Consider the following 20800-nt stretch of genomic DNA (forward strand, 5'->3'; position numbering starts at 1 on the left):
AGCGGTCCGGGACCTTAGAAGCGCATGTCCAGGCCAAGCCGGAACGAGCGCGGCGCGCCGTAGTAGGTCGAGCCCGAATCGGGGTGGTAATCCGTGTCGAACACGTTGTAGACGTTCAGGCGGGCCGAGACATTGCGGCCGATCTGGTAGCGCGCCATCAGGTCCACCACGGCGTAGGCGTCCTGCTCGATGATGCGGTCCTGTTTCTGGGGATCCTTGAGCTTGGTGTACGCACGGCTCTGCCAGCGCACGCCGCCGCCCACCGTCAGGCCATGGCCGATGCCGGGCCAGCGGTAGCTGGTGAACAGCTTGACGGTGTTCTGCGGCACATAGGTATTCAAGGTGACGTGATCGCGGTCCTGCGCCAGGGATCGGGTGAAACTGGCGGACACTTGCCAGTTCGGCAGCACTTCACCGGACGCTTCCAGGTCGATGCCCCGGGTCGTGGTGCCGGAGACGGACTCATAGGCCTGGCTGCCGTCCGGCGCTTTGACATCGGGGATCGCAACGGCGAAGTTGTCCTGCTGCACGCGGAACAGGGCCGCCGACACGTTCAGCCCGCCGTCCAGCAGCTCACCCTTGGCGCCGACCTCGTAGCTGCGGCCCAGCAGGGGATCCAGGTAATTGCCGCTGGCATCCTGGTTGTTCTGCGGCTTGAAGATGTCCGTATAGCTGGCGTAGACGGACCATTCGTCGCTCAGGTCATAGACGATGCCGGCGTAAGGGGTGAGCTTGTCGGACTCGTGGCGATCCACATGGTCTTCCTTGCCGTTGTAGTAGTGCGTGTCCTTGATGTTTTCCCAACTGGTGACGCGCCCGCCGATGATCAGCGACAGGCGGTCGGTGGGCTTGAAGCGCGCCGTGGCATAGGCACTGGTCAGGTTCTCGCGGTTGACGGTGTCGCCGGTGGCTGGATTGTCGGGCGCGCCCGGCGTCCGGCCATTCCAGGTGTGGATATTGTCGATGTCCGCCGACCAGCCCGGGAGGGTCCTGAACCAGAGACCGTAAGGCGAGGTCTCATCGCGGGTGCGGGACACCGTGGCGCCGACCACCAGCTCATGCTCCCGCCCCAGCAGGGCGAAGGGGCCCGTGGCATACACGTCCAGGGAGTTCTGCACCGGCTTGCCCGCCCAGCGCCCCGCCCACAGATTCACACCCGCGCCGGTGGCACGATCAGGATTCCCGCCGCCCGCGTAACCCAGCACTTCGTCGTAGCGATAGACGCTGTGCTCCAACGTGCCCTTGATCTTCCAGTCGTTATCGAAACGGTGCTCCAGCGAGGCAAACCAAGTCTGGTTGTGGCGCCGCGAATAGGCCCAGTCAGCGGCGGAAGACTTGGACCGGGCCCAGTCCGTGCGCCCGCCGTCCGCATAGAACATCGGCAGGCCGCTGCGCGAATGGCCGGTGGCGTCCTGGTTCTGGAACAGAAACCCCAGGGTGGCCAGGGTGTCCGGCCCCAGGTCGGCCTCGACGATGCCGTACAGAGTCTTGCTGCGCTCCTGCAGGCGCTCCAGATACGAACCGTTCTTCTGCCAGGCCGCGACCAGGCGGCCGCGCACGGTCCCCGCTTCGTTCAAGGGCGAGGACAGGTCCGCCTCGGTCCGATACAGGTCCCAGGATCCGGTCTCGACGCTGGCGCGCGCCTGGAATTCTCGCGTCGGGCGCTTGCGGATCAGGTTGATCGTCGCACCGGGCGCGCCCACGCCGCTCATCAGGCCGTTGGCGCCCCGGATCACCTCGACCCGGTCGTAGGGCGCCATGTCGGCGGTCTGGAAGATGCTTTTGTAGCCGCTGTAGACCTGATTGACCCCGTCGACCTGGTAGTTCTCTACCTGGAAGCCGCGCGCGTAGATCGGGCTGGTGTCCGAGCCCCGGTTGCCCGCGATATTCATCACCAGGCCCGGCGTGTTGTCCACCACATCGGCCAATTGCGTCAAACCCTGATCGTCCATGCGCTGGCGCGTGATGACGCTGACGGATTGCGGGGTCTCGCGCACCGACAGGTTCAGGCGCGTCGAGGTGTTGCTGGCCTGCGCGGCGTAGGATCCGGTGCCTTCCGTGGTCGGATCCAGCGCGGCGCCGCGCACGACGACCGGCTGCAGCATCCGCGCGTCGCCGCCCGCATCCTCGCCCCGGCGCACGATCGTGTAGCGGTTCGGTGCGGTCATCCGGGCTTCCAGCCCGGAGCCCTCCAGCAGCCGGTCCAGGGCCTGCGGCGCGGAATAGCTCCCCCGCAGGGCCGGCGCCCGGCGTCCTTCGGCCAGCGCGGTCGGGAAGATCACCTGCAGCCCGGTGCGCGCAGCCAGCGTATTGAGGGCCTGGTCCAGCGGCTGGGCGGGCAGATCCAGCGCGATCACGGCTGTCTGGGCCCGGACAGCCGCCTGGCCGCAGGCCAGGCCGCCCGCCGCCAAGGCCACAGACAACGCCACCGCCGCACCGCGCCGGGATCTCCTGGAATTCACCATCGTCTTCACCTCCCTGTGTCAATAATGAGATTGAGAATTGATCAAATCAGAGGTGATGACGATCCAGCGCAGTCCGATATGGACATCGAGTTACATATTTTTACGATCTAGCGGAATGAAACCAGAACGACGCCATCCGGACGGCGTTCGATCCGCAAGGGCAGGATGACGGGCAGGCTGTCGATGAGCGACTCGATGTCCCGGATGCGGTATTCGCCCGACAGACGCGGTTCGGGTCCGGCGACTGGCCGGCCCGCCCAGCGGACGGGGGCGGTGCGGTAATGGCTCAGTTGCGCCAGCACTCCGGACAAAGGAGCGCCGTCGAACCGCAGCCGGCCTTCGCGCCAGGCAGTCTCACGCTCCAGCCCGGCGACACTGGCGGGCAACGGACGCAGCGTTTCGAGATCCAGCGCCTGCCCGGCGCCCAGTTCCGCCTGGCCCGCCGGATTCGAGACCTGCACCCGCCCCTCCAGCACGGCCACCTGCGCGCCGCCGTCCCCGCGCCGCACGCGAAAGACCGTGCCGATGTCGCGGATGACCGTGTCGCCTACGCGCACGTTCAGCGGCCGCCAGTCCGCAGCCACGTTCAGCACGACCTGGCCGGCGTTCAGGCGCAGGTCGCGGGACCGCAGCCGCATCTGCATCGTCAGGGACGAACGGCTGTCGAGTGCGACCACTGTGCCGTCGCGCGCCGTCCAGGCGCGGGGCGCCCCCGCCGCCACGACCACAGTGCGCTCCCGCAGCACCGGATTCCAGGCCCACAAGCCCGCGCACAGCGCCACGCAGACTGCCGCGACACCCTGATACCGCCGCAGCCGCCGCTGGACCGACTGCGCCTTGGCCTCGCGCAGGACTTCCTCGCGCGAGGGCAGCCGGGCCCGCAGCGCGTCCTCGAACGGCATGAAAGGATCGGCGGACGCGGTATCCGCCCGGGGCGCGCGTTCGGCGGGCCGGAAATCCCGCGGGTCACGCATCAGGGCGCCCACCGCTCGCGGATGCGCCGCAGCGCCATCGCGTAATGCTTGGCGACGGCGTTGAGGGACAGCCCCAATTCGCCGGCGATCGCCCCCTGCGGCATGTCGTACAGGCGGTGCAGGATGAAGATCTGGCGCGCCCGATCGGGCAGGGCGAGGATCACGGCAGCCAGCGCCTCCGTGGCCTGCATCCCGCGCAAGCGGGTGGCGGCGTCCTCATGGACGGCCTCGATCATGCGGCCCGCCAGCGCCTCGGCCAGACGGGCGCGCACGGCATCTCCCCGACGCCTGTCGATCGCGCGGTTGCGCAGCACGCGGCGCAGGAAAGCCAGCGGCTCGCGCACGCCGGCGGGCTCGGGCCGGCCCAGCAGGTCGGCGCAGACCTCGTGCACCACATCGCGCGCAAACTCGGGGTCGCCAAAACGGCGGCCGACATATCCGACCAGATCGTCGTAGTGATAGGTCAGGCTGGCAACCAGGCCGCCCGTCCTCGGCTCGATGGGTTCCATGAGGCGCCGGCTCCCCGGACGGCCGGCGATGATACGCCGCACATCAGAGAATGCAAATGAGAATTAATATTAATCATTGAATATAGCATCAGACGGCGCCAGCCTGGGCGATCGCATCAAACAATGTCAACAACCACCCTGCAGTTACAAAAAAATGGTCAAATCGTCTGACGATTTCATTCATCGAGACTTCAAGGAGATTGCCATGGGACTGTTCAACACCATTCTCGAAAAACTGGGTTTCGGCGGCGCAAAGGCCGCTCCGGCGCCTGAAGCGGCCGCTGCGGCCGCCCCCGCCGGCGCGCCGGCCGGCCAGGCGATTTCCGTCGTGGACGTGGTCGGCCAACTGGAACAGAAGGCCGCCGCCAATGCCCAGAAACTGAACTGGAAGACCTCCATCGTCGACCTGATGAAGCTGCTGGACATGGACAGCAGCCTGGGCGCGCGCAAGGAACTGGCCACCGAACTGGGCTGCCCGGCCGACAAGATGGGCGACTCGGCGCAGATGAACATGTGGCTGCACAAGGCCGTGCTGGCCCGCCTGGCGGAGAACGGCGGCAACGTGCCGGCCGACCTGCTGGACTGAGCCCATCATGCAGATCACGGACATCCTCGCCCAGGCGGGCGGCCTGGAATCCATCGCCCGCCAGTTGGGCATCACCGAAACTCAGGCGGCCAGCGGCGCCCAGGCGCTGCTGCCGGCCGTGATGGGCGGTTTCCAGAAACAGGCGCAGGGCGCGAACGGCCTCGACGGCATGCTGGCCCAACTGGGCGGCCTGGGCCTGACGGGCAGCGCCGATGCGGCCCAGGGCAACGATGTGCTGGGGCAGATCTTCGGCTCGAAGGACGTCAGCCGCACCGTGGCTCAGCACGCGTCTTCGAGCAGCGGACTGGACCCCGCCCTGCTGAAGCAGATGCTGCCCCTGCTGGCCACGCTGGTGGCAAGCTTCATGTCCCGCCAGGGCGGCGGCAGCGCTGCCTCAGCCCCGTCCTCGCCGATGGGCGGTTTGCTGGGCGGCCTGTTGGGCGGGCTCGGCGGCCAGGGCCAGGGCAGTCAGCAGCCCTCGGGCGGCCTGCTCGGCGGCCTGACCAGCCTGCTCGATGCCAACGGCGACGGCAATGTGCTGGACGACATCCTGCGCATGGCGGGCAAGGCGGGGCAGCGCTAAGCGCCTGCCAGCAACCAGCGCCAGCCCGGCATCAAGGCATCCAGCGGCGCAGTACGGTGGGTGCGGCCGGGCAGCACGACGCTCTCCAGGCGCAGGCCCGGACATGCTGCCAGCACGCCGGCCAGTTCCCGCATCCCGTCCACCATGGCGCGCGCCTGGCGCATGCCCAGGCGGCGGGCGCGTTCGTCATCGGTCAGCCCGGCGCCGCGTTCTTCCGGCGCCAGGCCCTGTTCGTATTCCCCCACGCTCAGGCGCATGCCCAGGGCCGGCAGGCCCCGGGCGCACAGCCACGCGCGGCGACGGCGCAGCAGGCGGGCGGCGTAGCGATCGCCCCACCAGACCGAAGGGCTGGACAGGACGTAACCCTCGAAGGCGCGCGGACGATGGGTCAAGACGTACAGGGCGAACAGCGCACCCAGGGAATGGCCGCACAGGACCTGGCGGCGCGGGTCCAGGCGCCAGTCGCCGGCGACCCGTGCGCGCACGCGATCCAGGATGCGCAGCCAGCGGGCGGCGCCCGATCGCAGGCCGGGCGCCGCATCATCGGTCCCGTTCGCCACGCGCCCGCTTGCCCCCCATGCCGCCGGCACATAGTCCCAGCGGCGATCCTCGGGCACGGCCGGTCCCAGGCCCACCAGCAGGCCGGGCAGGCCCAGGGGATCGGCGCACATAGCCTCGAACTGCTTGAGATCCAGCACGTAGGCCACGGGCCAGCCGTCCGCCGGCATCAGGCCGGGGGGCACGGCGACGCGCACGGCACAGGCGCGGCCATCTTTCTGAGGCAGGTCAAAGGCAAGCGAAGTCATGTTCCACTATACTGATGCAATCGCAAACGGTTCTCATTCTAACCCTGCTTCCCCGATCCGCCCGACCGGATTTTCCGCCCGCCACTCAAATTCCATGGATGCCTCACTGACACCCACCACCCCGGTTCTGCTGGACTATCGGCGCATGCTGCGCCGCCGCTGGCTGCTGGTCGCACTGCTGTCGGTCATCATCCTGGCTTCGATCCTGGCGGATTTCATGCTCGGACCGTCGGGCCTGGGCTGGGCGGACCTGAGCCACGCGCTGTTCCATCCTGATCAGGCCGACCCGACCACCCGCGTCATCGTCTGGGACATCCGCCTGCCCTACGCTTTGATGGCGGTGGCGGTGGGCCTGGCTCTGGGCCTGGCGGGCGGCGAAATGCAGACCATCCTGAACAATCCGCTGGCCAGCCCCTTCACGCTGGGGCTTTCCTCGGCGGCGGCCTTCGGGGCGTCGCTGGCGATCGTGCTGGGCCTGTCGCTGCCGGGCGTGCCGCAATCCTGGACCATCGCCGCCAACGCTTTCGTCTTTGCGCTGGTGTCGGCGCTGTTGCTGGACGCGGTGGCGCGCTGGGGCTCGATGAGCACGTCCGGACTGGTGCTGTTCGGCATTGCGCTGGTGTTCTCCTTCAACGCGGCGGTGTCGCTGGTGCAGTTCGTCGCCAGCGCCGAAGCCCTGCAAGGCCTGGTGTTCTGGACCATGGGCAGCCTGGCGCGCTCGTCCTGGCCGAAAGTCGGCATCCTGCTGCTGGTCTTTGCCCTGCTGCTGCCGCTGTCGCTGCGCGACACCTGGAAGCTGACCGCGCTGCGCCTGGGCGAGGACCGCGCCGCCAGCTTCGGCATCGACGTGCCGCGCCTGCGGCTGACGGCGCTGGTGCGCATCAGCGTGCTGGCCGCGCTGGCCGTGTCCTTTGTCGGCACCATCGGCTTCATCGGGCTGATCGCGCCGCACATCGCGCGCCGCCTGTTCGGCGAGGATCACCGGTTCTACCTGCCGGGCAGCGCACTGGTGGGCGGGACGATTCTGTCGCTGGCCTCGATCGCGTCCAAGAACATCGTGCCCGGCATCATCGTGCCGGTGGGTATCGTCACCTCGCTGGTCGGGGTGCCGTTCTTCCTCGCGGTCGTGCTGCGCCGCCAAATGAAATAACCATGCTGCAGATCCAGGACCTGTCGGTCGCCTACGGCCGCCGCCCCATCATCCACGACCTGTCCGCCGGGCCGCTGCTGCCCGGCCGGGTGGTATCCCTGCTGGGCCCCAACGGCAGCGGCAAGTCGACGCTGTTGAAAGCCCTGGCCGGTCTGCTGAAAGTCACGCACGGCCAGGTGGTGCTGGACGACCAGGACCTGACGAAGCTGTCCTTCGAGCGCCGCGCCCAGCGCGTGGTCTACCTGCCGCAGTCCCTGCCGGCGGCCGTGCACCTGCGGGTCTTCGAGTCCGTCATGGTGGCTGCACGCGCCTCGGACCTGGATCCGCACGCCCAGGCCGTGAGTCCGCAGCGCATTCTGGACGTGCTCGGGCGCCTGGGCATCGAACATCTGGCCATGCACTACCTGGACCAGTTGTCCGGAGGCCAGAAACAACTGGTGGGCCTGGCCCAGGCGCTGATCCGCACGCCGCGCCTGCTGCTGCTGGACGAACCCCTGTCCGCCCTGGACCTGAACTACCAATGCCACGTGATGGACCTGCTGGCCCAGGAAACCCGTGAGCACGGCCTGACCACGCTGATCGTGCTGCACGACCTGAACATCGCCCTGCAGCGCAGCGACGAAGCCCTGTTGATCCGCGCCGGCGAGCTGGTCGGCCACGGCCGTCCGGATCACGTCATCACCGCCGCATCCCTGGCCGACGTCTACCAGGTCAACGCCCGGGTCGAGACCTGCTCGCGCGGGCTGTCCCATGTGCTGATCGACGGGCTCTGCGCCCCGGCATCCTGAGTCCGAGATGAAAACCCTGTCCTCCTTCCTGAATTGCCTGAACGTCCTGGCTTTCCTGCGCGCCCTGCCGCTGGCCCTGGCCTGCCTGGCCGGCGCGGCGACGGCCGCCCCCATCCAGGTCACCGACGTCCTGGGCCGCCAGGTGACGCTGCCCGCGCCCGCGCACCGCGTCGTGCTGGCGCAGGCCCGGCATTTCCAGGTGCTGTCCCTGCTGGCGCCGGACCCGGCCGCCTTGCTGGCAGGCTGGTCGGACGAACTGCGCACCTCGTTCGCGCCGGACTACCAGGCTGCCCTGAAGCGCTTTCCCTCTCTGGCGCAGGTCCCGGTCGTGGGGCGCCACACACCGGATTCGTTCTCGGTGGAAAGCACGCTGGCCCTGCGTCCCGACCTGGTGGTCATGACCGCCACCTTCGCCGGCCTCGCACCGGGTCAGGCCGCCAGCGAATCACCGTTGATCGGCAGTCTGGAAGCCGCCGGAGTGCCGGTGATCGTGATCGACTTCTTCATCCAGCCGATGGAAAACACCGTGCCCAGCCTGCGCGCCCTGGGACAGGCCATCGGCCAGCCGGAGCGGACCGAGGCGTTCATCGCCTTCTATCAAAAGCACATGCACGCCGTCGCCGAGCGGCTGGCGGACCTGCCCGCGGATCAACGCCCGCCGGTCTTCGTCCACGCGCACGCGGGCGCCCTGGATTGCTGCAGCTCGCCGGGCACGGGCACCTTCAACGACATGATCACCTACGCGGGCGGCCGCAACATCGGCGCCGACGTGCTGAAAAGCGCCACGGGCAAGCTGAATTTCGAATACATCAACGCGCGCGCGCCCCAGGTCTACGTCGCCACCGGCACCGGCTCGCAGTCGGGCAAGGGCCTGGCGATCGGCGCCGGAGTGGACGAGGCCGATGCCCGCGCCAGCCTGGCGCGCCTGATCGAATCCAACCGCCTGGGCGCGCTGCCCGCCGTGCGCTCGGGCAACAGCCACGGCATCTGGCACGCCTTCAACGATTCGCCGCTGCATGTGGTGTTCATCGAAGCCCTGGCCCACTGGACCCATCCGGACCGCTTCGCCGACGTGGACCCGGCCGCGACGCTGCGCGAGATCAACGAACGGTTCCTGGCGGTCCCGCTGGAAGGCACCTATCTGGTCGATCTGCGCGCCCCCTCGGCTGAAACCGGAACCGCCCCCGGAGCGGCGCCACGGACGCCCGACCCGCAATCATGAGTCTGCGGGAAGCCGTGCTGGCGAGCGGTACGCCCGATGCGCGCCGCCTGCGCCTGCACATCCCGGCCGGAACACCGCCCCGGGACGGCTGGCCGCTGCTGGTCTTGCTGGACGGGGACTGGGTCTGGCCCCTGGACCCGCCGCCCGAGGGCGCGGCAGCCTGCGCGGTGCTGATCCCAAGCCACGGCGGCCTGCACGGTCCGGTCCTGCCCCGCTGGAGCCGGCCAGGCGCATCAGCCGCATCCCGGGCTTTACCCCAGGCGCAGGCCCTGGCGCAACGCGCGCTGGACTTCACGCCCCCGGCACCCGACGGCGGCCGCTGGCCCGACCCGCGCCGGCCCGAATGGCAGTGCGGCGGCGCGGATGCATTCCTGGATACGCTGCTCGGTCCCATGCTGGCCTGGGCGGCGACTCAGGCGCCTCTGGACCCGGCCCGCCTGAGCTTGTACGGCCATTCCTACGGCGGCTTATGCGCGCTCTACGCACTGGTCCGCCACCCCGGGCGTTTCGCCCGCCTCTTTTGCGCCAGCCCCTCGCTCTGGTGGCACGAGGGCAGGATCGAAGCCCTGCTCGATGAGCTCCCGCGCGCACGACCAACCGGCCCGATCCGCCTGACGCTCATGGCCGGCACGGACGAACGCTGGCATCCCCTGCCGCCCGACCCCACGCGCCCGCGCCGCCCGGCCGACGGCGTCCCAACCCTGCCCCGGCTGGAAGCCCTGCGCGAACGCCTGGCGGACATCCCCTGGCTGGACTGCATCCTGGAACCCCTGGACGGCGCGGGACACGGCGATGCGCTGCAGGCCAGCGCACAGCGGGCGCTGACGCTCGCGGCGACATGACGGCGCGCAATGCCGCGGCGGGCGGCGCGCCCTGGACGCAGAGCGGCCCTGCGCCCGCCACGGACAGCGACGCCCCGTACCAGTTGACCCTGTCCCAAGGGCTGCCGGACGAAGCCGGGGCCATACGCCTGCGCCAGGACCTGCCCGAGGCCGAATGGCACTGGATCACCCGCTTGCGGCGTCCCGAAGACCGCCTGCGCAGTCTGACCGGACGCGCCCTGGCCCGCCGCCTGCTGGGTCTGCGCCTGGGTCTGGCGCCCGGGGCGGTCCCCCTGACCACGGGGCCGCACGGCAAGCCGATGCTCGCCGGACCCGACCCCGCCTGGCATTTCAACATCGCGCACAGCGGCGACCTGATCCTGGTCGGCATCGGACCGCAGCCTCTGGGCGTGGACGTGGAGCACTGCCCGGACCGCGTGAGCGCGGACCTGTGGCGGATGGTCACCGGCACATCCGATGCCACGCCCGATCCCCGCGTTTTCTGCGCGCATTGGGTCCGCCGCGAGGCGGTCCTCAAGACCTGCGGCCTGGGACTGACCGTCGAACCCGGCGCGCTGCGGCTCGCAACCCCCGACGCGACAGGCTGGGCACAGGCCTTGGGACACCCTGCGGTCGAGGGGCTGTGGGTGCAGCGCCTGCGGACCGCACCTGGCCATTGCGCCGCCCTGTGCCTGTCGGGCCTGCCGCCTCACAACGCCCGGACGCTGAAGACGCTGGCGCTGGCCGACTGGATCGAGGCACAGGGCTGACCATCGAGGCCGTCGACCGGACCTGACACATGCGCCCGGTCCGGCCCCGCATCTGAGGGCAGACCGCAGGCGCGGGTTGGTTCCCGCATGCTCATATACTATAATCATTCTCATTATCATGCGCAGAATCTCAACGTCTGAATCATGACGACGGCCCCTCCTACCCTCGCTCCCGCCGGCGGCGCATCCGCCGAGCCGCCCCATCCCATCCAGATCTGGCCTGACGACTTCGCCGCCCGCTACCGGGCAGCCGGCCACTGGCGCAACGAAACCTTCGGCGCCTGGCTGCGCGAACGCGCCACCGCCCACCCGGACCGCCCGGCCGTGATCGGCGGCGACCAGCGCTGGACCTACGCCGAACTGGACCGTCGCGCCGGCGCCCTGGCGGCCGGCTTCCTGGATGCCGGACTGCAGCCAGGCGACCGCGTGCTGGTGCACCTGCCCAATGTCCCCGACTTCATCGCCGTCGTCATGGGGCTGTTTCGCGCCGGCCTGATCCCGGTCTACGCCCTGCCCGCGCACCGCATCACGGAAATCGAGCACTTCGCCCAGGGATCGGGCGCGCGCGCCTACGTGGCCGCCGCCGCGCACGCCGGCTTCGACTACACGGCGCTGGCCCGCGAGCTGCAGGCCCGCCAAGCGCGCGTCGAACACGTCTGGATCGCCGGGCCCACGGCGAGCACGCCCGGCGCCACAACGGCCGCCGAGCCGGCCGCCGATCCTTTTCCACGTCTGAGCGCGCTCTACGCCGCGGACGGCTCCGCCGTCCCGGCCAGCGCCTCGCAAGGTTCGGACGTGGCCTTTCTGCAGATCTCCGGCGGCAGCACGGGGCTGTCGAAGCTGATCCCGCGCACGCACGACGACTACATCTACACCCTGCGCGAATCGGCTCGCATCTGCGGGCTGGACGCGGACACCGTGTTCCTCGGCGCGCTGCCGATCGCGCACAATTTCCCCATGAGCTCGCCCGGCTTCCTGGGCACGCTGTACGCGGGCGGCCGCGTGGTGCTGAGCCCCTCGCCCGACCCGGAATCGTGCTTTGCCCTGGTCGAGCGCGAACGCGTCACGGTCACCAGCCTGGTGCCGCCGCTGCTGCTGCAATGGCTGGACCGCGCCCCCGCCTCGGGGCGCGACCTGGGCAGCCTGCGCGCCATCCAGGTGGGCGGCGCCAAGCTGTCGGCCGAGATCGCCCGCCGGGTGCGCCCGACGCTGGGCGCCACGCTGCAGCAGGTCTTCGGCATGGCCGAAGGGCTGGTGAACTACACCCGCCTGGACGACCCGGACGAGTTGATCATCCACACCCAGGGCCGCCCTATCAGCCCGGACGACGAAATCCTGATCCTGGACGACGAGGGCCGGCCGGTCGAACCGGGCCAGACGGGCCACCTGCTGACACGCGGCCCCTACACGATCCGCGCCTATCACGACAATCCATCGGCCAATGCGCGCGCCTTCACCGAGGACGGCTACTACCGCACCGGCGACGTGGTGCGCATGACGCCCGAAGGCTATCTGGAAGTCCAGGGCCGCGCGGGCGACCACATCAACCGCGCCGGCGAAAAGATCTCCGCCGAGGAAATCGAGGACCATCTGCTGTCGCACCCGCAGGTCTTCGACGCCGCCGTGGTGTCGGTGCCGGACGAATACCTGGGCGAGCGCAGTTGCGCCTTCATCATCCCCAAGGGCGACCGCCCCCGTCCGGCGGACCTGAAGCGCTGGATCCGCGCGCGCGGCATCGCCGACTTCAAGGTCCCCGACCAGATCGTGTTCGTGGACGCCTTCGCGTCCACCGCCGCGATGAAGATCAGCCGCAAGGCCCTGCGCGCCCAGTTGCGCGCCCAACTGCTGGAGCAGGAACGCGCCGCGGCGCAGTGAACCGGCTCTCTTTCACCGAACCGAAACACCGATATGAGCACCCTCAGCCTCGAATCCATGCGCGCCGACATCGCGCGCATGCTGCATGAATCGCCCGAAGACATCCTGGACGACGACAACCTGATGGACCTGGGCCTGGATTCCATGCGCCTGATGAAGCTCGCGGCGCAGTGGCGCGAAGCCGGCGCGCAGATGGAGTTCGCCGATCTGGCCGCCGATGCCACCCTGGCGCACTGGTGGGCGATCGTAGCGCGCGGCCAGGCGCACGGCGCATGAGCGGCACCGCCGCCCCCACACGCGACGCCACAGTGCAGGCAATGCCGGACGCCACGCCGACCACCACGGACGCACCGTGCGCCGATCCAGGCTGGTCGCCGCTGACCGAAGCCCAGGAGGGCCTGTGGTACGCCCAGCGCCTGGACCCGGCCAATCCTATCTTCAACCCGGCGCATTGCACGACCCTGCGCGGCGCGCTGGACGTGGCGCGCTTCGAGCAGGCCGTGAACCAGGCGCTGGCCGAGGCCGAATCCCTGGCCCTGCGCTTCGAGGACCGCCCCGACGGTCCCGTACAACGCATCACCCCCACGCGCGCGCCGCGCCTGGAGATCCGCGACCTGCGCCATCTGCCGGAAACGCAGGCGCACGCACACGCAAACGACTGGATCCGGGAAGACCTGCAGCGCCCCGTGGATCCCGTGCATGACGCGCTGTCGCGCCAGATCCTGTTCCAGTGCGGCCCGGCCCTGACGCTGTGGTACCAGCGTGTGCACCATCTGGCCGCCGACGGCTACGGCATGGCCTTGATCGAAGGCCGCGCCATCCGCCTGTACCGGGCGCTGGGCGAAAACGCCGCCGACCGGGAACCGCCGCTGGCGCCGCTGACACCGGTCTGGGACGAGGACCGCGCCTGGCGCGCCGATCCGAAGCGGGAACAGGCCCGCGCATTCTGGCGGACACAATGCGCGGACCACGTGCCCGCCGCCAGCCTGGCCGCCGGATCCGCCCTGAGCGCCCACCACTGCCTGCGCCTGGAGCTCGACGCGCCCCCCATGCTGGTCGAGGCGCTGCAGGCCCTTGAAGCCGCCACCGAGGTCAGTTGGCCCGACATCCTCACCGCCCTGGGGGCCGCCTATGTGGCCCGCCACCTGGGGCCGTCCGCCTGCGTGACGGGCGTGCCCGCCATGGGCCGCCTGGGCAGCAAAAGCGCCCGGGCGGTATCGACCGTGATGAACGTGCTGCCCTGGGCCTGGACCCCGGACGAGGACGCCCCGCTGGCCGACACCCTGCGAGACGCCGCCCGCGCGCTGCGCGGCCTGCGGCGCCACCACCGCTACCGCGCCGAGCACTTGCGCCGCGACCTGGCGCTGCCGGGCGGCCTGCCGCGCCTGCACGGCCCGATCCTGAACGTCCTGCCCTTCGACGCGCCCTACGCGGCCGCCGGCCTGGACGCCACTCAGGCCGTGCTGTGCACCGGTCCGGTCGAGGACCTGACGATCAGTTTCCGTGCCGCGCCCGACGGCGGCGGCCTGCGCATCGAACTGGAAGCCAACCCTGCCCTGTATGCCCCGGCTCCGGTCCAGGCCCACCTGCAGCGCCTGACGGCCTTCCTGGCTGCGGCACTGTCCGCCCCCCGACTGGCGGACGTCCCCACATTGACGGCGGACGAGCACGCACGCTGGGTGCTGGCGCCCAACCGCACCGCACATCCCGTGCCCGACGGCACGCTCTGGTCGCGCATCCGCGACCGCCTGCGCGCCGAGCCGGGCCGCGTCGGCCTGGAAGACGAAACAGGCGCCTGGACTTACGCCGAGATCGACGCCTGGACGGCGCGCGCAGCCAGTCGCCTGTGCGCCCTGGGCGCCGCCCCCGGCGTCCTGGCGGCCGTGGCCCTGCCGCGTTCGGCGCGGCGCGTGCTGTGCCTGCTGGCGATCCTGCGCAGCGGCGCGGCCTACCTGCCCCTGGACCCGCGCCAGCCGGCCGCGCGCCTGCGCGGCATCCTGACTGACGCGCACGCCCGCATCCTGATCGGCCCCGCCGAACTCTGCGACGGCCTGGACACCCGGCCGCTGGCGGCGGAAACGCTGGGGGAGGGGGCCCCTCCTGACGCCCCCGAATCGCCGCCCGCCGGCCCCGAGGACCCGGCCTATGTGATCTACACCTCCGGCTCGACCGGCGCCCCCAAGGGCGTGATCGTGCCCCATGCAGCCATCGTCAACCGGCTGGAATGGATGCGCGCGCACTACGCCATCGGTCCGGAGGATCGCATCCTGCAAAAGACCCCGGCGACCTTCGACGTGTCCGTCTGGGAACTGTTTCTGCCCTTCCTGAGCGGCGCCCGCCTGGTGGTCGCCCCGCCCGACGCGCACCGCGACCCGGCCTGGCTGTGCCGCCTGATGCGCGCGCACCGCATCACCGTGCTGCACTTCGTACCGTCCATGCTGGCCGCCGTGCTGGACGAGCCCGCCGCGCGCGGCCTGGAGGCCCGGCTGGTGTTCTGCAGCGGCGAGGCGCTGCCCGCCGCCCTGCGCGACCGCTTCCACCGCACGATCCGGTCGGAACTGCACAATCTGTACGGCCCGACCGAGGCCGCCGTGGACGTGTCGTACTGGCCGGCCGACGCGGACGACGACAGCCGGCCGGTGCCCATCGGCCTGCCGGTCTGGAACACCCGGCTGCACGTGCTGGACGGGCGTCTGCGGCCCGTGCCGCCCGGCACGCCCGGCCAGCTCTACCTGGGCGGCCGCCAACTGGCGACCGGCTACCTGGGCCGCCCCGACCTGACGGCCGAACGCTTCATCGCAGCCCCGCCCGGCCTGCCGGACGAGCGCCTGTACGCCACCGGCGACCTGGCCACGCTGCGCGAAGACTGCGCCGTGGTCTATCTGGGCCGCCTGGACCACCAGGTCAAACTGCGCGGCCAGCGCATCGAACTGGGCGAAATCGAGGCCGTGCTGGCCGCCCATCCGAACGTCGCCCAGGCCGCCGTGCTGGCCCGCGAAGACCAGCCCGGCCGGACACTGCTGGCGGCCTACGTGGTCACCGAGTCCGGCCGCGCCTTTGACCGCGATGCGCTGGCCGCCCACATGGCTGACCATCTGCCGGACTACATGATCCCGACCGCCTGGATCCCGCTGGCGACGCTGCCGGTCACGGCCAACGGCAAGCTCGACCGCAAGGCCTTGCCCGCCCCCGAACTGTCCGCACAGACCGCATCCCGCCCGCCGCACACCGGCCTGGAGCACCGCGTGGCCGAGGCCTTCCGCACCGTGCTGGGGCTGCCGGACCTGCCGGGCGCGGACGACGATTTCTTCGCCCTGGGCGGACATTCGCTGCTGGCGGCGCGCCTGGCCCTGGCGCTGCGCGACGGCCACGATCTGTCGCTGGGCACGATCTTCCAGTACCCCACGGTGGCGCGCCTGGCGGCCCATCTGGAGGACGCGGACGGGCGCACGGCCGGGGCCTCGCAGGCCGGCTTCGGCCCCGTCGTGACCCTGCGCGAGTCTACCGATCGGCCGGCGCTGTTCTGCATCCACCCGGCCGGCGGCCTGTCCTGGTGCTACGGCACCCTGGCCCGCGCCCTGCCCACGCCACGCACGGTTCACGGCCTGCAGGCCTCTGCGCTGGCCCTGGACGGCCGGCCGCCCGCCGACAGCCTGGACGCGCTGGCGCAGGCCTACACCGACCAGGTGCTGTCGCTGCAGGCCGAAGGCCCCTATCACCTGGCCGGCTGGTCCGTAGGCGGCATTCTGGCCCAGGCCGTGGCCGCCGAATTGCAGGCGCGCGGCCGGGCCGTAGGCGTCGTCGCCCTGCTGGACGCCTATCCTTGCGAGGCCTGGCGGGACCGTCCCGAGCCCGCCCCCGAGGACCTGTACAAAGCGCTGCTGCACATCGCCGGCGCCGACCCGGACGCGCTGCCGCCGGAGCGCCTGAGCCGCAGCGGCGTCGTCGATTTTCTGCGCACCCAGGGCCACCCGCTGGGCGAACTGTCCGACGCGCGGCTGGACGCGGTCTTCGAGACCGTCGGCTGCACCAACCGGCTGGTGCGCGGTCACCGGCACACACGCTATGACGGCCCGGCGCTGCACTTCCAGGCCGCCCTGGACCACGCGGATTCGGGCCTGAGCCCCGAGATGTGGCAGCCGCACGTCGGCACGCTGACCCGCCACGCCGTGGACAGCACCCACGCCGGCCTGCCGGGCGCCGCCGCAACGGCCCGGATCGCCCCCATTCTGGACGCCTGCCTGCGCGCAGCCGACCCGACGACGCCGATCGCCGACGCCGCTGAACCGCATTGCCCCCCCATTCGATCGCACGAGGAACCCGCATGAACACTCACATGATTTCCCACCCGACGCTGCGGCGCGGCGCCCGTATCCTGCTGGCCGGCGCCGCCCTGGCCCTGGCCGCCGGCTGCGCGGCCACCGGTCCGTCCACGCCCTCTTCCGCCGCACCGGCCCCCACGGCGACCGCGCCGACCTGGTCCGTCTCGGCGCAGGCCGCCGACCTGCCTCCGGGCGTGTACCAAGGCGCCTACAGCGCGCGCACCCAGCGCCTGTACATGACTTCCGCCATCGGCCGTCCGCCGGTGAAGGAATCGCGCCTGCTCGCCCTCGACCCGGCCAGCCTGCGCGTCGTCGACTCCGCCGTCCCGGCTCCGCAGGCCGGCCGCACGGATGGCCAGGTGCAGGCTGTCTATGGCCTGACCGTGGATGACGACCGCAGCCAGATCTGGACCACGAACACCCGCAGCGGCTCGGTCGCCGTCTACCGGCAATCGGACCTGTCCCTGGTCAAGCAGTTCCCGGACGACGCCGCACCGCACGCGCGCGACGTGCTGGTCGACACCGCGCACCACCGCGCCTACGTCTCCTCGCCCGCCTCCAACGTCATCCACGTGTTCGACAGCGCCACGCTGCAACCGCTGCCCGGCATCACGCTGAGCGGCGCCGGCGAGGCGCCCAAGCCCATGAGCCTGGCGCTGGACGCCGGCCACCAGCGCCTGTACGCCGTCAGCCTGAACACCGCCGAGGTCTTCGCCATCGATACGGCCACGGGCCGCCAGGCCGCCCGCTACGCCGTGCCCGGCGCCCAGGGCGCCTCCGGCGTCGCCATCGACAGCCAGGCGCAGCGGATCTATGTGGCGTCCCAGAAATCCGGCGACCTGACGGTGCTGGACGCCCGTGACGGCCGGGTCCTGCAGCACCTGGCGACCGGAGCCGGCGCGCTGAACGTCGCCTTCGACCCGGTCCACCGCCTGGCCTACGTCGCCAATCGCGGCTCGGGCACCGTCACCGTCGTGGACGAACACGGCGTGATCCAGGCCCAGGTGGACACCGGCTCCGCCCCGAACCACGTCGCGCTGGATCCTCAAGGCCATGCCTGGGTGATGGTGAAAAAGAGCAAGGACGATCCGCGCGGCGACCGCCTGGTGCGCATCGAGGCCCGCCGCTGATCATGGACATGCTCGCCCGCACACCCTCGGACCCAGGCGCTGGAGCCCTGGCCGGCTTCCAGCCGGGCGACAGCCTGTTCACCGCCCAGGGCCGGGGATTCCATGGCCGGGGCTGCCTGCTGCAGGCCACGCCCCGCGAGGACGTGGGCGCCTGCGCCGCACGCCTGCTCACCCAGGCAGCCGAACAATGCGCAGCAGACGCGGCCGCACCGGACAAGGCCGGCCTGCCCGGTACGGATGGCGCACGCCCGCTGCTGCTGGGCCTGCTGCCCTACGATCCGGCCGGCCCGGCACCCGCCCTGCTGCGCGTGCCCCGAACACTGCGGCGCATTCACGCGCCGCACGACCTGCCGCCTGCGCACGGCATCGCCATCCTCCAGCGCCGGGAATATCCCGACCAGGCCGGATACGAAGGCAGCGTGCGTGCGGCGCTGGAACGGCTGGACCGGGACGACGGCCTGCGCAAGCTGGTGCTGTCCCGCACCCTGGAGCTGGAACTGGAACGCCCCCTGGACCTGCCCGAGGTCCTGGCGCGGCTCTGGCAGGCCAGTCCCCACGGCCACACCTACGCGCTGCCCGTATCCGAACACGGCCAGGACTATTTCCTGGGCGCCAGCCCGGAACTGCTGGTGCGCAGGGAGGGCCGCCGGGTGCGGGTGCACCCCCTGGCCGGCACGGCCGCGCGCCATCCCGACGCCGCCGAGGACGCCCGCATCGCCCAGGCATTGCTGGATTCACCCAAGGACCGGCTGGAACACGCCGTCGTGGTCGAAGCCATCGAGGCCGCGCTGCGGCCGCTGTGCCGCACGCTGAACATCCCCGCGCAGCCCGGCCTGACCTCGACCGCCCGACTTTGGCACCTGGGTACACTGATCGAAGGTGAGCTGGCCGATCCCGCCATCAGCGCCCTGGACCTGGCCATCGCCCTGCACCCCACCCCCGCCGTCTGCGGCCTGCCCACGGCGGACGCCCGGCACGCCATCTCGGCGCTCGAACCCTTCGAGCGCGGCTACTTCGCCGGCGCCGTGGGCTGGTGCGACGCCGCCGGAGACGGCGCCTGGGCGGTCGCCATCCGCTGCGCCCAGATCCACGGCCGCAGGCTGACCCTGTCGGCCGGCGCAGGTATCGTCCCCGGCTCGGTCCCCGCACTCGAATACCAGGAAACCGGCAACAAGCTGCGCACGGTCCTGGACGCGTTGGGGATCCGTTGAACAGGCCATTCTGGAGTTTCGTTTCATGAGCATCCCCTCCCTATCGCCCTACGCCATGCCCCGCGAACGCGTGCGCAACCGCGTGAACTGGCGCCCCGAGACACACCGCGCCGCCCTGCTGATCCACGACATGCAGGACTATTTCCTGGGCAAGTACGACGTGACGCAGGCGCCGATCCCCGACCTGATCGCCGCCATCGCCCGTCTGCGCGACCGCTGCCGCGACCTGGACATCCCCGTGTACTACACCGCCCAGCCGCCCGTACAGCCCGACACCGACCGGGCGCTGCTGAACGACTTCTGGGGGCCCGGCCTGACCGCGCCGGAACACCAGGACGGCGCACGCATCGTCACCGCCCTGTCGCCACGCCCCGAAGACACCGTGCTGACCAAATGGCGCTACAGCGCCTTCCAGCGATCCGACCTGCGCGAACGACTGCGCGCGCAAGGCCGCGACCAGTTGATCATCACCGGCGTCTACGCCCACATCGGCTGCCTGGCCACCGCACTGGAAGCCTTCATGCAGGACGTCCAGCCCTTCCTGGCCCTCGACGCCTGCGCCGACTTCAGCCCGGAAGATCACCAGATGGCCGTCACCCACGTCGCCCGCCGCTGCGGCGTCAGCCTGACCGCCGACGAAATCCTCGACGCCCTGGCCACCGGCGCCACGCGCCCGCGCACCCCGGAGATTGCCGCATGAACGCCCTGCCCGACATCGGACCCGACAGCCCGGCTGCACGCCACCCGGACGACTTCCGCGACCGCCACATCCTCGTCACCGGCGCCGCCAGCGGCATCGGCGCTGCCGTCGCCCGCCAACTGCTCGCCCGAGGCGCCCGCGTCTCCGCCGTCGACCTCGACGAAACCGGCCTGCAACGCCTGCACGCGCTCGCGGCGGACGCCCCGCAAGGCGGCGCCGACCTGTCCGACCGCCTGTGGATCGCCCCCCTGGACGTACGCGACGCCGCCCAGGTCGAAGCCACCATCGCCCAGGCCGAAGCCGCGCTCGGACCGCTCCACGGCCTGGCCAGCGTCGCCGGCGTCCTGGAAATGGGCGACGTCGCCGACCTGAGCGACGCCCAATGGGCGCACTGCTTCGACGTCAACGTCACCGGCGTCTTCCACCTCTGCCGCGCCGTCGCCCGCCGCCTGCGCGAACGCCGCACCGGCGCCATCGTCACCGTCAGCTCCAACGCCGCCACCACCCCGCGCGCCGGCATGGCCGCCTACGCCGCCTCCAAAGCGGCCGCCACTCAGCTCACCCGCTGCCTGGGCCTCGAACTGGCCCTCCACGGCATCCGCGTCAACATCGTCTCCCCCGGTTCCACCGACACCGCCATGCAGCAAGCCATGTGGGCCCTGGGCAGCTCGCGCGAGGCCGTCATCGCCGGCGACCCCGCCCGCTGGCGCCTGGGCATCCCCCTGGCCAAGATCGCCACCCCCGACGAAATCGCCCAGGCCGTCCTGTTCCTGCTCTCCGACCAGGCCAGCCACATCACCCTGCACGACCTGCGCGTCGACGGCGGGGCGACGCTGGATCAGTAGGCCACGTAGCACGCAGATGCAAAAAGGGCCCCGCAAACGAAAA

The 20800-nt window shown here is 70.9% G+C and carries 18 protein-coding genes; 14 read left to right on the plus strand and 4 right to left on the minus strand.

The window, feature by feature from the left end; translation table 11 throughout:
• Window positions 1-14 precede the first annotated feature (14 nt).
• The 3 genes from ACFO0J_RS01790 to ACFO0J_RS01800 form a co-directional block, all read right to left on the minus strand.
• Window positions 15-2465, minus strand: a complete 2451-nt coding sequence (locus ACFO0J_RS01790; protein ID WP_376811346.1) for a TonB-dependent siderophore receptor — start codon at window positions 2463-2465, stop codon at window positions 15-17.
• Window positions 2466-2572: 107 nt separating this feature from the next.
• Window positions 2573-3439, minus strand: a complete 867-nt coding sequence (locus ACFO0J_RS01795) for a FecR family protein (protein WP_376811347.1) — start codon at window positions 3437-3439, stop codon at window positions 2573-2575.
• Complete coding sequence (locus ACFO0J_RS01800; RefSeq protein ID WP_376811348.1) at window positions 3439-3948, minus strand: RNA polymerase sigma factor; 510 nt, start codon at window positions 3946-3948, stop codon at window positions 3439-3441. Before ACFO0J_RS01800 ends, ACFO0J_RS01795 begins: the two co-directional genes overlap by 1 nt.
• 205 nt (window positions 3949-4153) lie before the next feature.
• Here ACFO0J_RS01800 and ACFO0J_RS01805 point away from each other — a divergent pair, with 205 nt between their 5' ends.
• Together ACFO0J_RS01805 and ACFO0J_RS01810 are read left to right on the plus strand one after the other, a co-directional pair.
• A complete protein-coding gene (locus ACFO0J_RS01805) occupies window positions 4154-4534 on the plus strand; it encodes a DUF3597 domain-containing protein (RefSeq protein ID WP_376811349.1) in 381 nt (126 codons plus the stop codon).
• A gap of 7 nt (window positions 4535-4541) precedes the next feature.
• Window positions 4542-5117, plus strand: a complete 576-nt coding sequence (locus ACFO0J_RS01810) for a DUF937 domain-containing protein (RefSeq protein ID WP_376811350.1) — start codon at window positions 4542-4544, stop codon at window positions 5115-5117.
• Here ACFO0J_RS01810 and ACFO0J_RS01815 read toward each other — a convergent pair.
• Entirely contained in the window at window positions 5114-5923 is an 810-nt protein-coding gene (locus tag ACFO0J_RS01815; RefSeq protein ID WP_376811351.1) for an alpha/beta hydrolase, read from the minus strand. The two genes, ACFO0J_RS01810 and ACFO0J_RS01815, sit on opposite strands and share 4 nt — an antisense overlap.
• Before the next feature lie 94 nt (window positions 5924-6017).
• On the opposite strand from ACFO0J_RS01815, the gene ACFO0J_RS01820 reads away from it, so the two are divergent.
• The 12 genes from ACFO0J_RS01820 to dhbA all read left to right on the plus strand — a co-directional run bounded on the left by ACFO0J_RS01820 (window position 6018) and on the right by dhbA (window position 20757).
• Window positions 6018-7073, plus strand: a complete 1056-nt coding sequence (locus ACFO0J_RS01820) for a FecCD family ABC transporter permease (protein WP_376811352.1) — start codon at window positions 6018-6020, stop codon at window positions 7071-7073.
• A gap of 2 nt (window positions 7074-7075) precedes the next feature.
• Window positions 7076-7861: an ABC transporter ATP-binding protein gene (locus ACFO0J_RS01825; RefSeq protein ID WP_376811353.1), complete on the plus strand. Its 786-nt coding sequence runs from the start codon at window positions 7076-7078 to the stop codon at window positions 7859-7861.
• Between the two features lie 7 nt (window positions 7862-7868).
• Complete coding sequence (locus ACFO0J_RS01830) at window positions 7869-9083, plus strand: ABC transporter substrate-binding protein (RefSeq protein ID WP_376811354.1); 1215 nt, start codon at window positions 7869-7871, stop codon at window positions 9081-9083.
• Window positions 9080-9925, plus strand: a complete 846-nt coding sequence (locus tag ACFO0J_RS01835; protein ID WP_376811355.1) for an alpha/beta hydrolase — start codon at window positions 9080-9082, stop codon at window positions 9923-9925. Before ACFO0J_RS01830 ends, ACFO0J_RS01835 begins: the two co-directional genes overlap by 4 nt.
• Entirely contained in the window at window positions 9922-10674 is a 753-nt protein-coding gene (locus ACFO0J_RS01840; RefSeq protein ID WP_376811356.1) for a 4'-phosphopantetheinyl transferase family protein, read from the plus strand. Before ACFO0J_RS01835 ends, ACFO0J_RS01840 begins: the two co-directional genes overlap by 4 nt.
• 144 nt (window positions 10675-10818) lie before the next feature.
• Window positions 10819-12549 (plus strand): (2,3-dihydroxybenzoyl)adenylate synthase, encoded by a 1731-nt coding sequence (locus ACFO0J_RS01845; protein ID WP_376811357.1) that lies wholly within the window; start codon window positions 10819-10821, stop codon window positions 12547-12549.
• A gap of 33 nt (window positions 12550-12582) precedes the next feature.
• Window positions 12583-12825: a phosphopantetheine-binding protein gene (locus tag ACFO0J_RS01850; protein ID WP_376811358.1), complete on the plus strand. Its 243-nt coding sequence runs from the start codon at window positions 12583-12585 to the stop codon at window positions 12823-12825.
• Window positions 12822-16877, plus strand: coding sequence for an amino acid adenylation domain-containing protein (locus ACFO0J_RS01855; protein ID WP_376811359.1), 4056 nt, complete (start codon window positions 12822-12824; stop codon window positions 16875-16877). Before ACFO0J_RS01850 ends, ACFO0J_RS01855 begins: the two co-directional genes overlap by 4 nt.
• Window positions 16874-18001 carry a YncE family protein gene (locus ACFO0J_RS01860; RefSeq protein ID WP_376811360.1) on the plus strand — a complete coding sequence of 376 codons (1128 nt, stop codon included), beginning with the start codon at window positions 16874-16876 and terminating at the stop codon, window positions 17999-18001. Before ACFO0J_RS01855 ends, ACFO0J_RS01860 begins: the two co-directional genes overlap by 4 nt.
• An 8-nt stretch (window positions 18002-18009) precedes the next feature.
• A complete protein-coding gene (locus ACFO0J_RS01865) occupies window positions 18010-19212 on the plus strand; it encodes an isochorismate synthase (RefSeq protein WP_376811361.1) in 1203 nt (400 codons plus the stop codon).
• 25 nt (window positions 19213-19237) lie between these two features.
• Window positions 19238-19912, plus strand: coding sequence for an isochorismatase family protein (locus ACFO0J_RS01870; RefSeq protein ID WP_376811362.1), 675 nt, complete (start codon window positions 19238-19240; stop codon window positions 19910-19912).
• Window positions 19909-20757, plus strand: coding sequence for a 2,3-dihydro-2,3-dihydroxybenzoate dehydrogenase (gene dhbA, locus ACFO0J_RS01875; protein WP_376811363.1), 849 nt, complete (start codon window positions 19909-19911; stop codon window positions 20755-20757). The genes ACFO0J_RS01870 and dhbA overlap by 4 nt, the downstream gene beginning before the upstream one ends.
• Window positions 20758-20800 lie beyond the last annotated feature (43 nt).

This window comes from Castellaniella hirudinis, from assembly GCF_042651965.1.
GTDB lineage: Bacteria > Pseudomonadota > Gammaproteobacteria > Burkholderiales > Burkholderiaceae_B > Castellaniella > Castellaniella hirudinis.

What these genes read in the sequence shown, in the direction of transcription:
- ACFO0J_RS01860 (WP_376811360.1), top strand. Translation starts at nt 16,874, where the DNA reads ATGAACACTCACATGATTTCCCACCCGACGCTGCGGCGCGGCGCCCGT.
- ACFO0J_RS01835 (WP_376811355.1), top strand. Translation starts at nt 9,080, where the DNA reads ATGAGTCTGCGGGAAGCCGTGCTGGCGAGCGGTACGCCCGATGCGCGC.
- ACFO0J_RS01850 (WP_376811358.1), top strand. Translation starts at nt 12,583, where the DNA reads ATGAGCACCCTCAGCCTCGAATCCATGCGCGCCGACATCGCGCGCATG.
- ACFO0J_RS01855 (WP_376811359.1), top strand. Translation starts at nt 12,822, where the DNA reads ATGAGCGGCACCGCCGCCCCCACACGCGACGCCACAGTGCAGGCAATG.
- ACFO0J_RS01810 (WP_376811350.1), top strand. Translation starts at nt 4,542, where the DNA reads ATGCAGATCACGGACATCCTCGCCCAGGCGGGCGGCCTGGAATCCATC.
- ACFO0J_RS01800 (WP_376811348.1), bottom strand. Translation starts at nt 3,948, where the DNA reads ATGGAACCCATCGAGCCGAGGACGGGCGGCCTGGTTGCCAGCCTGACC.
- dhbA (WP_376811363.1), top strand. Translation starts at nt 19,909, where the DNA reads ATGAACGCCCTGCCCGACATCGGACCCGACAGCCCGGCTGCACGCCAC.
- ACFO0J_RS01815 (WP_376811351.1), bottom strand. Translation starts at nt 5,923, where the DNA reads ATGACTTCGCTTGCCTTTGACCTGCCTCAGAAAGATGGCCGCGCCTGT.
- ACFO0J_RS01830 (WP_376811354.1), top strand. Translation starts at nt 7,869, where the DNA reads ATGAAAACCCTGTCCTCCTTCCTGAATTGCCTGAACGTCCTGGCTTTC.
- ACFO0J_RS01805 (WP_376811349.1), top strand. Translation starts at nt 4,154, where the DNA reads ATGGGACTGTTCAACACCATTCTCGAAAAACTGGGTTTCGGCGGCGCA.
- ACFO0J_RS01825 (WP_376811353.1), top strand. Translation starts at nt 7,076, where the DNA reads ATGCTGCAGATCCAGGACCTGTCGGTCGCCTACGGCCGCCGCCCCATC.
- ACFO0J_RS01840 (WP_376811356.1), top strand. Translation starts at nt 9,922, where the DNA reads ATGACGGCGCGCAATGCCGCGGCGGGCGGCGCGCCCTGGACGCAGAGC.
- ACFO0J_RS01870 (WP_376811362.1), top strand. Translation starts at nt 19,238, where the DNA reads ATGAGCATCCCCTCCCTATCGCCCTACGCCATGCCCCGCGAACGCGTG.
- ACFO0J_RS01845 (WP_376811357.1), top strand. Translation starts at nt 10,819, where the DNA reads ATGACGACGGCCCCTCCTACCCTCGCTCCCGCCGGCGGCGCATCCGCC.
- ACFO0J_RS01790 (WP_376811346.1), bottom strand. Translation starts at nt 2,465, where the DNA reads ATGGTGAATTCCAGGAGATCCCGGCGCGGTGCGGCGGTGGCGTTGTCT.
- ACFO0J_RS01820 (WP_376811352.1), top strand. Translation starts at nt 6,018, where the DNA reads ATGGATGCCTCACTGACACCCACCACCCCGGTTCTGCTGGACTATCGG.
- ACFO0J_RS01865 (WP_376811361.1), top strand. Translation starts at nt 18,010, where the DNA reads ATGCTCGCCCGCACACCCTCGGACCCAGGCGCTGGAGCCCTGGCCGGC.
- ACFO0J_RS01795 (WP_376811347.1), bottom strand. Translation starts at nt 3,439, where the DNA reads ATGCGTGACCCGCGGGATTTCCGGCCCGCCGAACGCGCGCCCCGGGCG.